The organism is Thermosporothrix sp. COM3 (genome assembly GCF_059696735.1).
Genome location: NZ_AP019376.1, coordinates 3,030,397 through 3,042,298, shown reverse-complemented (window position 1 = coordinate 3,042,298; position 11,902 = coordinate 3,030,397). Strand labels below are relative to the sequence as shown.

Below are 11,902 nucleotides of genomic sequence, written 5' to 3'. Positions count from 1 at the left end.
TCCCGAAGGAGCGGCAACTATTATAATACTTCATCAGTTCAGATGAAGCAGTTCGGCCAGATTCTCCCCGAGTACACGCCTCCGCACCGCTGTATCGGCGGTGGCTTGCTCCACAATCGTTCGCGCTATCAGCGGATGGCCAAACGGAGCATCAGAACTGAAAAGCGTCCTCGTTGGTAATTCATGAATAGCGATCCTGGGACCAAGAAACGTGATTGTTCCCGACAGATCAAGGTAGGTCTGTGGCACTTCTTTTGCCAGCGCAATGGTCTCGCGCCAGTACATGCCTCCCATGTGACCAAGAATCAAAGGAACGCGTGGATATCGCCTGGAAAGAGCAACAAGCTGATGAATATCGTCCAGGTTCAGCGGCGGAAGCGTATGCACCCAGAGCGGAAGATTGCCATACTCTGAAGCGCACGCGAATATCACCTCAAGCTGATGAACGGACCCCGATTGCATGGTAAATTCCCCGAACCCTCGAAAGCCAGCGGGGAGGACATACTTCTCAATCCATGTAGCCGTTTCCTCCTGTGTCAGTCCAAGCGGAACATTGGCAAAACCAGTGAAATGCTCCGGGTACTGCTGAATGACCTGAGCAACTTCACTTACTGCCTGCTGGAACGGTTGTAGACCGTTGTTCACTTTTCCAGCAATGATCTCGTTAAAGATACGTAGCTCCTGATTCAAGGTCTCCAGATCATGTGCCCGTTCCGGGTGAACCCGAGTGGTAAAGAGCAAGGTACGCTCGACTCCCGCCGTTTCCATCAAAGCAAGATGTTTCTCAACAGGTAGAATGAGATGCGCATGACCATCAATTATCATAGAAGTTCCTCGCTTTCATTGAGCAAAGCAAACTGAATTCGATATATATCAATTGCCCTCAACCGTTGATGAAAGGCTCTGAATCACCCAAACAGCCTCATCAAACACAATATTGATCCGTTTGAGAGCATAATATGCCTGGCTTTTGCTGCTCCGGGCAAAGGAGGAGATGCTTTTCAGCCATTACAGCCCGCACACAACAGGCGCAACCGCCTTCTCTGAGCAAGAGCCGGCACGATTGCGGATCGCCTGCCCCACCGCATCCTCAGAGATCACCGACATGCTTCAGCTTGCTATGCCCATGTACAAGCTTTTTCATTCGCTTCAGCTCCTCCTGCAGTGCATCGTACACTCTCACATTAGTGTGAGAGTCAAGCCCTTTTGACAGCGGAGATGAAAATCATACTGCACTCTCATCGAAAAGAGAGGACGAGATCATATATATTCCGGAGCGGAAAAACGATCGCCGCAACAAACCCGGTAAAGGAGCGTGAGGAGAAAAAAGACGTCCGGGAACGAGATGTTGCCTCGGCGCCTTCTGGCCCCCACCTTTGTGAGAATGACCAGAGCAGCTAACGTACCATATAAGACATGTTCACGCTTCTTATGAAATATCAAATCGATAGCCCGTCGTTCTCTCCTGTCGATCTGAAACAGCTTTAATTCACCAACGAGCACTTCTGAATAGCAATATTCAGGTAGCGCATCCAATTGCGTGATGTATACGTAACCAGATAAGAATGAGGCTCTACACGCCAAAGAGAACAAAATGGGAGGGTAGCACTCTTGTCAGTAAAGAGATCAAGTCAAGCGCAACCAAACCTGCTCTTGAAAAAGGCACGGCAGGAGAAAGGCTGGACACAGCAACAAGTAGCTGACCTGATAGGCGCCCCACATTCCTTTATGGTTAATCGTTGGGAGAACGGAACCGTATTCCCCAGCCTCGATTACTGTACAAAGCTCACAGCGCTTTTTCACAAGAGTCAAGAAGAACTGGGTCTACAACGTTCCCTGTACGCCACCCATCGCAACAGTCAGACAGGCCCCTGGTATGATGATGCTATTCCGTATCATCTCGTCCGTACCCTGATAGGGCGTCAGCAGGAGGTAGCTGAAATAAAACAGCACTTGCTGCATTCGGAACAGGAAACCAGAGTTGCACTTCATGGCTTGCCCGGCGTTGGCAAAACAGCGCTGGCCCTGGAAGTAGTTCACGATACCGAAGTCAGAAACCACTTCGAGGATGGAATTCTCTGGGCAAATCTTGGCCCTCACGCTGACCTCGTCTCGCTCTTCGCACATTGGGGAAAACAACTCGGAATGTGCCAGGAAGCGCAAGCCGCATTACAGACAAAGGAGGATTGGCTTCAGGCACTCCATCATACGCTGAGCACGCGTCACATGCTTATCGTCATTGATGATGCCTGGACCATCGAAGAGGCGCTTAGCTGTCTTGTAGGAGGCATGACCTGTCGCTATCTCCTCACTACCCGCAGTCCCGCTGTCGCGCACCATTTTGCCAGCGTCCAGACAATGGGCGTGTCAGAACTCAGCCTGGAAAACGGAATCCAACTTCTCAGTCAACAGGTCCCGGAACTCGCCCTGAGAGAACCAGAGGCGATCAAAACGCTGGCTTGTCTCACGGATGGTTTACCGCTTGCGCTCACGCTTGTCGGGAACCAGCTTCAGGTTCAGGCACAGCAGAAGCGTCGCCTTCAGAAGACCCTGGAGCGCTTGAGCCACGCAGAAGAGCGCCTTCAGCTCAGACAGCCCCAGGCCGGCCTGGTTCAGGACTTTCGCTTTCCCGATACTCCATTATCAATGCAAGCGGTCATTCGCCTGAGCGAAGAGCAGTTACCCGTAGAGGCCCGTTTGCTGCTCTATGCACTGGCTGTTTTTGAACCCAAACCGAACACATTCTCAGAGGAAGCCGTGCTTGCCATTACGGCCGGAACTCCAGCCATGCTTGATTGTCTGGTAGATGCCGGACTTATCGAGAGTATTTGGCCTGATCGCTACCAGATACACCGGACAATCACCGACTACGCCCGCACCCACCATCTCTACGACAAGGCCGCCCGTCATATGCTCTCTTATTATTTAAAGAACGCAGGCCGCTATAAGGAGGATCCAGCCCTGCTGGAACAGGAGCTCACCAACATCTACAGCGCCCTCACCTATGCGGCCCGATATGGGGAAAAGGCAACCTTTATTCAGGGTATTCTGGTATTTACCGAACCATTACAGCGACAAGGGCTACAGATTTCAGAAGAGCAGCGACAGCAACTAGAAGGCTTAGCTTCTACGCTGAACCATCTGCACACGCTTGCTCTGCTTCTGTAGAGCCCCCTGACGCTGAAGTACATGGAGCGACCAATCAGCCCGGAGGCGCTGCGCCTACCGCCTCATGGGCCGTCGCTTGATACTCTCAAGAGTATGCCGCCAGAACGCATGCAGGCGGCGCTCTCGCTGCGGGTCCAGGTCCAGCAAGCGAATCTTATGCATATGTGCCAGGCTTTCGAGCAGGATTTCTTCTGTCACCCAGAGTTGCCCCCTGCCTGCCAGGTCACGTACTTGATCGCCAAGCTTTCGGAGTGCTGCCGCAATCGATCCCATCTCTCCCTGCTCGGTACTCTTCCCATGCGTCAGAGAGAGCAACAACGCCCGCTGTTCCGCGACATTCGCAGGCGGGTGGGGCTCCCAGGGGGCCAGAAGTTCACAGCACTGACGCCGATGCGGGCGATATTCAGCGCTAAACGCGTAGGTCTCGGTGCGCATACGGAGCCATTGCAGGCACTGATCGATATCATAGCCCCAGTTGGTGAAGAACTGATGCAGCGAAAAGACAGCGATCTCCAGCGGATCAAGGGTAAGACGTTGTGCGTATCGTGCCGCGATAATATTGCTGATGATCGCGCTATCAAGACAGAATACCTGCTCCAGCAATTCGATTGCCTCGGGCCCACCATAGCGCTCCACTTCCCGCTCATATGGATCGAGCGCATACGACTGGATCACACCAGCGTTCACGAGGTGTCGACAATACTGCAACATCGCCATCAAGAGCGGCTGGATCGCCGGTTCGTCACAGGCTCGACAACGCACACGAAGATGGGGCAGAGGATCGGCATAGCGGATAAAGAACCAGGAGTCAATCAGCTTCTGTTCCTGCACCATCTGGATCAACGTTCGTACAGGGCCCGCGATCAGTTCATCATGCTGGCCCGGCGCTGCATAGAGCTTGACATAGACCCAACGCTCCCCGGGGAAAAAGCTGCGCTCGACCCGCGGGATCACCCGGCGAGGCGTCAGAGGAGCGGTCTGTGCGGCTGGTTGAGCAGCACGGAGCAGCGGGACCGCAAACTCCGAGAAGTAGGGAGCGCTCTGCTCATCGCGCAACCAGAGATGTTCAAAGTCGGGGAGCAGCTCTTGAAGCGTGAGCTTACGGTCCTGTTGTAGCTTGCCAAGCTCATCCCGCAACTCGGCGAGCATGACCGGGTGCTCCAGATCGAGCAGCAGACGATTATCGAACTCGGCCAGATAGACATAGCGCGGCACCCGCCACCGCTCGCGCCAGCGCTGCAAGCCCGCAAACCAGCGCTCTTCCTCGCTGCCCGTCCCCTCCGGTTGCACCGTGTCGGCCCGAAGCTGCCACTGCGCGGGACTGAGCACCAGCCTCGCATGCGGGCCCACCCGATATGTCACGCGCGGTAGGAAGGGCGATCCGCTCAGCCTGCCCCAGTCGAAGGAGCTCAGGCAGGGAACTCCATCCATGCTCAGCTCGCTCAGGAAGCGGCACACGTTGGGTGCAAACCGTGTGTTCAACATATGATACTGACAGACAATTACCTGCTTGCCAAGCCGCTGCGAGCGAAGATAGAAGCGCCCGTTGCGCACCCCCACGACCAAATCATTGAGCGAGATCACCCGCTCGGGAGGCACAGAGGGCGTCGTCCCGACCACAATTTCATAGCGCCGCAGTGGAGGCCGAAGCGCCACATTTGCAACCCGAGCATTACGCGGCTGATAGCTCAACTCAGCAAAGATAGTCTCGGGTAGAAGCGCCTCTTCACGCTCGGTCAACTGCTGTAGATGCCGCATCCCCTCCTCATCCAGCAGATCAAAGAAGCGTCCAAACGTGCGCCCGGCATTGGGAGAGCCGCAATTCTGTCCGATGACCGCGCACCACTCGCCGTTGTCCAGCGCCTCACGCGACGCCGCATGCACCTGTAGATAGATTTCCAGCGAGAGCGGGGCCTGTTCCGCGACCAGAGACCAGCGCTCAAGTCGCTTCAGCAGCGCTTCGGTCAGCTCTAGCTCCATGCTCTGACTGTTCACTACTTCCGTAACCAGCTCGTGCAGCAGTTCATCACGACTACGGGTGTCAGGATAGGTCGGGCCAGCTCGCAGCGGATAGGAGCGCGGCGGCTGATCGTAGCCGGCTGGCGCATCGAGGCCCATTTCCGGGTTCAGGAGATCAAGCAACGGAACCTCAACTCCCTCCCCATAGGTTTCAAGAAAGAACAGACGATACTCTCTGAGATGAGGCAAACCTTCAGGGAAAGGCGTCAGGCGAAGCAGGAGTTCAGCGGCTTGTGCGGCAGCCATCCCGATCTGTTGATGAAGCTCTGTCCGCTTCAGATGCAGTGCCGCATCAACCTGAAGCAGGGCTTTCTCCTGCTCCTCAGGAAGGAGACGCTTTTGAACTGTTTCGAGCTGGTAGAGCTGTTCTACGGTAGCAGCGTTTCCGGCTGCATCAAGCGCCTTCGTCTGCTGCAACACGTCCGCCAGGCCATCCCTGAGTGCTTCAACCCCCTGAAGATTGGCAAGCTTACGGATAAGATAATCAGCCGGGCGAGCATCAGTCAGGGGAGGATGCAGGTCGCTGATTAAAAAGTGGTGCTCCCAGAGCTGCCACAACAAGCGCTCGACCTGCAGTGGCTTCGCCTGAGGAAAGGCCCGAAGCAGTGCCGCCTGCAATTCTGTATAAGGAATGGGCTGCGCCGCCAGTTCCAGCGCTTTAAGCACAACGGAGGTGGCCCGTAGCGAGATCGAGCGGTTATCTTGTTGCCCATACGTATCTGCGTAGGGCAGGCGCAGGCGTCCCCCCGCAAGATAGGCCGTCTGATTCGCTCTCACCCTGAGCTGCGTCACAACCTCCTGCACTTGCTCCGTATGCTGAATCAGCGCAAGCAACCAATCCATATCGGGTCTGGCACGAAAGCCTTGCAATGGTGACGAAGCCAGCATCAGCCGGGTCTCCTCAGCGAGAGTTCCAGTCGCGATGCCTGAGAACAGGCCAAAGGGCGTCGGGCGCGTGCTCATCCGAATCAGGTAACGCAAGAGCCCGGCATAGACGCGTTTCACCGCCGCTGGCTTCGCTTTGGGCAGTCTCTGCAACGCCTCCCACAATGAAGAGCTTGCCACCGCTAACGCCAGCGCGTGTTGTGGCTGCTCGAAATGTTCTCGTAGAAGCTGATAACAGGCCTCTCTGTCTCCTGCTGTCGCGGAAAGACGAAGAAAAAAATCAGCGGGCAGGGCGGGGGTGCGCAACATATAAAAGCCTGCTGGCGTATAGAAGCGCGTTTCTTCTGGCATACCTTTTCTATCCTTTCCCTCACGAAATGAGCAAGAGACGATCCCAGACAGGAGGAATCTCGGTGGCGGCAGCGAGCAGCGCCATCGCTACCCCGGGAGCACCAACCAGCCAGGATGGCTGATCGACGGCAGTTCCGGGCCGCTCTATATCCTGGAAGCCAAGAGGCAGGTCTGCATCGAAGCAATCAAGAATCTGTTGCACCAGTACAGGGATATGATCTCTGATACTGGTATTGTCGCATTCATGAGCAAAGCGCAGGCAGATTTGCAGCAACCCGGCGTACCCATGACAGAGCGTCGGAGAGAAAAGAAAGCGCTGTGCGAGTGGCCGACGCACAACAGCCTCCACGCTCTCGATCGCTACTCGGCAGACACGCTCATCATCCAGCGCATGCCCGGCCAGCCAGAGACTCCGTGCCACGCCCGGCGCACCATAACACCAGCCAGCCCGTGCCCCTGGCAGCTTTCCCCAGGCAGCAGGAGAATCTGAAGACTCAACCGGAATGACAATCGGCCAGTTGCTTCCCCACTCATCACCTATTTGATGCTGAATCAGCCAGTCAGCAGCGCTGGCAATAGCTTCGCGGAGCCCGGGATACCGATATCCAGCGAGCCAGGTGAGCGAAAGTGCCGCGAGTGGCCCGGGAAGCCCGTGTGCCAAACCACAGTTAAAATAGCCCTGAGGATGTATAGCACGCAATCCTGACACGACAAGAGCTTCGGGGGCAATATACCAACGCTCATCCCCGAGAGTTTGGCCCGGCTCTGTCAGCCAGGTCAAGTAGTCCAGCAGGCGTGTAATCATCTTGCCTGTCAGTTCATCGGTAGATCTATCCATGATCAGATAGGTGAGAATACCCGCTGCTCCGGAGATTACATCATAGTCATGCTCAGTCACCATTTCTGCGTTACGACGCCATTGTTTCTGTCGATCGATCTGCTCATAAAGCAGTTTCCTCATACTGGCAAGCGTCTTTTGATACCGCCTACCACCATTACTCAATAAGAGCAGCGTTGCCATCAAGGACGAGGTGCCTGAGAAGAGGCCAGGAACCTGAATCGGCGCTTCCCGGGTACTCGTTGCGGCATACTGAAGCAGGCGCTCTGCATGCTGTCCATGTTCAGGATACAGAGGCGCAAGAAAACCGTGCAGCAGCGCCACCCCGGAAACACCCGACGATAGAGAGGGAGCAAACCAGAGAATGGGTTCAGTCGACTGCTTACTTGCTTGCAAAGACAGCCGATAAATAACATTGGGATCTTCCATCCGCCGAGCGACGAAGCGAGCAACCTTCAAGGCCTGTTGCCGCAATGGTTCATCAAGCACAGGCCTCCAGGCGCGAGACCGTATATTCGTGGGAGAAGTATATGTCAATGGAGGATCTACTGATACCATACCTATTACCTGATTCAGCGCAGAACAGAGCGACCACCGGCTTTGCAGCCAGCGCCGCTCTTGATGCTTAAGGATACGATCAATTTCCGATGTAGCAACTTGGGCAGGTTGTGCCAGTGCCACAAGAGATACAGGAGTTATAGCAGGATGTACACACTGTGCAGTCACTGCCGCTGAAATTCACCTGATCGCTTGTCTCGGCCACCGTGACCCGCACATCTAGCTCAAACTCATCGTGCTCAGCCACACTCTCAAACGTTGGCATCTCGATCATTGTGCCTTGAACCATTGTGTAACCTCCTTTGGCTTAAAAATGAACTTCTTTGTATGGGGTAGCGTTTCTTCATAGAAGTGGTTCAAAATGCATGCATGCTTTCTTGAGTACCCCATAGTAAATAGATAAGTGCTTGCCCTGTCAGTATGCAATATCACACACTACTGTGATATATAGGTGATATATTGTACAGGATGCAAGCTCCTCTCTCTGCAACCAGAGACCGGTACGCCTTCGCAGGCCCCGATACGCTCAGCGGCATCGCAAATGGTTCCGCTACCAACGGGCGAATGCAGGAGGCACTGCCTGATAAAGAGCATGCCCGCAGCGGGAAAGAATCAAGCAGGCACCGACCCTTCGATCGGTGCCGCTTCAGGATATCATCCGTGCTTAACAGATAAGCAAGGGAAACTGTGCCTTAGCAAGTAGCGCAAGAGTTGTAGCAGGATGTACACGCAGTGCAGTCACTGCCACTGAAATTCACCTGATCGCTTGTCTCGGTTACTGTGACTCGCACATCCAGCTCGAACTCGTCATGCTCCTCTGTAGCCTCAAACGTTGGCATTTCGATAATTGTGCCTTGAATCATAAGGTGTAACCTCCTTTGGCTTAAAAATGAACTTCTTTGTATGGGGTAGCGTTTCTTCATAGAAGTGGTTCAAAATGCATGCATGCCTTCTTCAAAACCCCATAGTAAATAGATAAATGATAAGCCTACCAGCATGCAATATCACATGCTACTGTGATATATGGGTGATATATTATACAGGGTTGCAAGCGCTTCTCTTTCTGCCACAAGAAGGAGATTTCAGTGCGTCCTATTTGCAGGCTATCTACCATCATTTACCGCTTGTGTCATTGAGACACTCCCTGCAAGCTAAAAAGCTTCTTCCTTTGACAACAGATGTAGAAATGCCATATACTCTCCTACAGAGAAGATAGATCCTGATACGCGAACGACGCAAGAGCCACATAGACCGCTTGAGAAGTGTTCCCGGCTGGAATCACAGCAGCAATACGGCACAAAGCAGAACAGAGGCCAGAGGAGTTTCACACGATGGCACGAAAACAAAAGCTCCAGGCAAGTCAGGTCGAACTGTTACTTGATGATCTGGCAGGGGAGCTCCTGCAACGAGGATGCACGTCACCGATGAAGATTCTGGTCATCGGAGGCGCTTATATGCTCCTTCGGATGGGAAACCGCGCCTCAACCGGCGATGTTGATATCTTCCCCCTGAACTTTGCCGCAACCTTTCAACCAGACGAGCGAACACGCCTGTTTCAGAAAGCAATCAAGGCCGTCGCTCGCCGCCACAGTCTGCAACAGGAATGGCTCAATGATGCAGCTTTTGGTGTCGTGGGGGAGCTCCTTCCTCCGGCATTACAGTTAGAGCTCTGGAAAGTATTTCGCGAGATACTCGAAGTCTACCTTCCACCGGCAGACTTCATGCTCGCGATGAAGCTGTTTTCGTATCGCGATCAGGATTACGCCGATGTCGAGGCGCTCACGATGGCGCTCCAGATAGAGACTCGCGAACAAGCCCAACGCCTCCTTGATCGCTATATTGATCGGCCTACACAGGAAGAGTATCGAACGCCTGAGACACTCGACTTCCTTTTCGAGGACTAACCGCTCGCTTGTCCCGGGTCCCGCTAATCGATATAATGAGAAATGAGAGGAGGGAAGAAAATATGTTTGCCGAAGATATACCGCAGACCATCAGCAGAGCATATCAGGAAATTCTGGAAGGTGAAGCTCCCTGGGTCGCGATCAGCGAGTTCGCCCATAGCTGGTTTGGCTATTATCCGCAACGCCGGGAAGAGCTGGTCAGAGAGCCTATAGAGCCTGGCGAGACGCAGGAACTCAGGCAGTGGGCAGCGTTCTGTGCGGCCTCGGTGGAATATCTCTGCCAGAAAGACCAGATCGCCTGTCCTGACTGGGTACATAATCCACACTTTTCCCTCCCGGAGCCATTTTATACGCACCCGCTGGCCACACGGAAACCACATATCCGGGAGCGGCTGGAGCAGGAAGCGCCGCCCGCCTTCGCAAAACGCAATGTCTATTGCACGAACCGCGTCTATGCCAACAAATACGAAGCGCCTCCGGTACGCCGCCGCACGGCATAAGCAAGCCAGTGGCTATCTCGCAAAACAATACGGGCCATGCGCATGGAATCCCTGGTAGTCAATGCGGCCAGGATGTGCCGGCTAACTCGCCCTGCGGGCGCTCAAGAGCGCAGAGCCTCCTGAAATCAGCCTGCAAAGAGAGTATGAGCCGTCGCAATTTGAGAGGCACAATAGAGAGCCTGTTAGCACTCATTCTTGTTACGCAAGCGATAGGTAAAACCATTCCATATGCCTCCAGAGCCATTGGACTATAGAACGCAGGACAAAAAGCGACCATGCTCACCTCACAGGTATGTTTGGAACCTATACCTCATTTTCCTGCTGAAGAACATCTTGAACCGGAGGCGCCGACACCTCTCGCAACGTCCGAAGACGACGGAGTTCCGGCCAGATCAATGCGACAATAAGTACAACAATAATAGTGCCTATGCCACCACCAACGACAGAGAGGGTAGGACCAAACAACTGAGCCATCAGGCCCGATTCAAAGCCGCCAAGCTGACTGGAAGCGTTGACAAAGAGCCCATTCAAAGCAGCGACACGACCACGCATTTCATCCGGCGTACGTGTTAAGGCAAGTGTCTCCCGAATAACCACGCTCAGGTTATCCAGCCCTCCCAACAGGAACAACACCAGGAGAGAGAGCCAGAACGAGCGCGAAAGGCCGAACAGGATAGTGGCCACCCCGAACCCGATGACACTCAAAAGCAGGGTGAAACCTGCCCGCTTCAGTGGTGGCCGATGAGCCACAAAAAAGGCCATGCACAAAGCCCCGATCGATGGCGCCGCTCGCAACCAGCCTAATCCCTCCGGGCCAACGCGTAGAACCTCATCGGCAAAGACCGGCAACAACGTGGTTGCGCCCCCAAACAGCACAGCAAACAGATCCAGCGTCATAGCCGCCAGCAAAATCGGCGTATGTCGAAGAAAGGATACACCTTCTCCCAGTGAACGCCATATCGCGTGTCGCTCTTTCCTCTGCTGGTCGCGCCTGTTCAACGGGCGGACACGGAGAGGGAGCAGCAGGAGCGCAAAAGTCAGGGCCATGACAGCATGAAGCACATAGATGAAAGCGCTGCTCGATATCCATGCCAGCATCACCCCCCCAAGCGCGGGACCAATCACAGTAGCAAGCTGCCAGGAACTACTACTCCAGGTTGCCGCGTTCTCAAAGACGTCCTCCGGCACGATTTGCGCTAAAAGTGCCGTAGAAGCCGGAGTGATAAAAGCGGTTGCACTACCAATCAACAGCAAACAAACATAGACAAGCACAAGAGCTCCATGCCAGAGCGAGACAGCAGCCAGGCCGAGCGAAGCGATAATCAGGACCGCCTGCGCCAGCACAAGGATCCGCTTACGGCTATATCGGTCAGCGGCAAATCCTCCATACGGCAGAAGAAGCAGTGCAGGAAATAGCTGAATCAGGCCCACCAGGCCTAACAAAAATGCCGAATGCGTTCGCTCATATAACTCCCACCCGATGGCAAGGGTCAACATTTGTTCTCCCACCGAGGCCACAAAAGAGCCTATCAACAACAACCGATACTCGCGAAAGCGTAAAGCCTGATACGGATCACGCGCCATCAATGGAAAATGCATAGCGTATTTCTCTCTTTCCGAATTGAAATCCTACCTCGCCCCACCCTGATATATCTTTCAATAATATATCTTTCAGTAAT

9 protein-coding genes are annotated in these 11,902 nt (G+C 54.2%); 3 read left to right on the top strand and 6 right to left on the bottom strand.

The genetic code is table 11. From position 1 onward, the window contains the following. Positions 1-33: 33 nt before the first annotated feature. Positions 34-825, bottom strand: a complete 792-nt coding sequence (locus tag KTH_RS13195) for an amidohydrolase family protein (protein WP_497619211.1) — start codon at positions 823-825, stop codon at positions 34-36. Positions 826-1,611: 786 nt separating this feature from the next. Between KTH_RS13195 and KTH_RS13190 the strand changes: the two genes are divergently transcribed. After that, entirely contained in the window at positions 1,612-3,168 is a 1,557-nt protein-coding gene (locus KTH_RS13190) for an NB-ARC domain-containing protein (RefSeq protein ID WP_497619209.1), read from the top strand. A gap of 54 nt (positions 3,169-3,222) precedes the next feature. Here the strand turns inward: KTH_RS13190 and KTH_RS13185 are convergent, their stop codons facing one another. The 4 genes from KTH_RS13185 to KTH_RS13170 form a co-directional block, all read right to left on the bottom strand. After that, entirely contained in the window at positions 3,223-6,423 is a 3,201-nt protein-coding gene (locus KTH_RS13185) for a lantibiotic dehydratase (protein WP_497619207.1), read from the bottom strand. A 19-nt stretch (positions 6,424-6,442) separates the two neighbouring features. Next, complete coding sequence (locus tag KTH_RS13180; protein WP_497619205.1) at positions 6,443-7,750, bottom strand: lanthionine synthetase C family protein; 1,308 nt, start codon at positions 7,748-7,750, stop codon at positions 6,443-6,445. A 148-nt stretch (positions 7,751-7,898) separates the two neighbouring features. Continuing rightward, entirely contained in the window at positions 7,899-8,108 is a 210-nt protein-coding gene (locus KTH_RS13175; protein ID WP_497619203.1) for an FDLD family class I lanthipeptide, read from the bottom strand. Between the two features lie 403 nt (positions 8,109-8,511). Continuing rightward, positions 8,512-8,682: a hypothetical protein gene (locus KTH_RS13170; protein ID WP_497619201.1), complete on the bottom strand. Its 171-nt coding sequence runs from the start codon at positions 8,680-8,682 to the stop codon at positions 8,512-8,514. 468 nt (positions 8,683-9,150) lie between these two features. Here KTH_RS13170 and KTH_RS13165 point away from each other — a divergent pair, with 468 nt between their 5' ends. Together KTH_RS13165 and KTH_RS13160 are read left to right on the top strand one after the other, a co-directional pair. Next, positions 9,151-9,723: a hypothetical protein gene (locus KTH_RS13165; protein WP_111326728.1), complete on the top strand. Its 573-nt coding sequence runs from the start codon at positions 9,151-9,153 to the stop codon at positions 9,721-9,723. Between the two features lie 62 nt (positions 9,724-9,785). Then, positions 9,786-10,223: a hypothetical protein gene (locus tag KTH_RS13160; RefSeq protein ID WP_111326726.1), complete on the top strand. Its 438-nt coding sequence runs from the start codon at positions 9,786-9,788 to the stop codon at positions 10,221-10,223. Positions 10,224-10,526: 303 nt separating this feature from the next. On the opposite strand, the gene KTH_RS13155 is transcribed toward KTH_RS13160, so the two are convergent. Further along, positions 10,527-11,822 carry an MFS transporter gene (locus KTH_RS13155; RefSeq protein ID WP_497619199.1) on the bottom strand — a complete coding sequence of 432 codons (1,296 nt, stop codon included), beginning with the start codon at positions 11,820-11,822 and terminating at the stop codon, positions 10,527-10,529. Between the last annotated feature and the right edge of the window lie 80 nt (positions 11,823-11,902).

Coding starts and splice junctions, on each gene's coding strand:
- KTH_RS13165 (WP_111326728.1), top strand. CDS start 9,151: ATGGCACGAAAACAAAAGCTCCAGGCAAGTCAGGTCGAACTGTTACTT.
- KTH_RS13195 (WP_497619211.1), bottom strand. CDS start 825: ATGATAATTGATGGTCATGCGCATCTCATTCTACCTGTTGAGAAACAT.
- KTH_RS13185 (WP_497619207.1), bottom strand. CDS start 6,423: ATGCCAGAAGAAACGCGCTTCTATACGCCAGCAGGCTTTTATATGTTG.
- KTH_RS13170 (WP_497619201.1), bottom strand. CDS start 8,682: ATGATTCAAGGCACAATTATCGAAATGCCAACGTTTGAGGCTACAGAG.
- KTH_RS13155 (WP_497619199.1), bottom strand. CDS start 11,822: ATGCATTTTCCATTGATGGCGCGTGATCCGTATCAGGCTTTACGCTTT.
- KTH_RS13160 (WP_111326726.1), top strand. CDS start 9,786: ATGTTTGCCGAAGATATACCGCAGACCATCAGCAGAGCATATCAGGAA.
- KTH_RS13175 (WP_497619203.1), bottom strand. CDS start 8,108: ATGGTTCAAGGCACAATGATCGAGATGCCAACGTTTGAGAGTGTGGCT.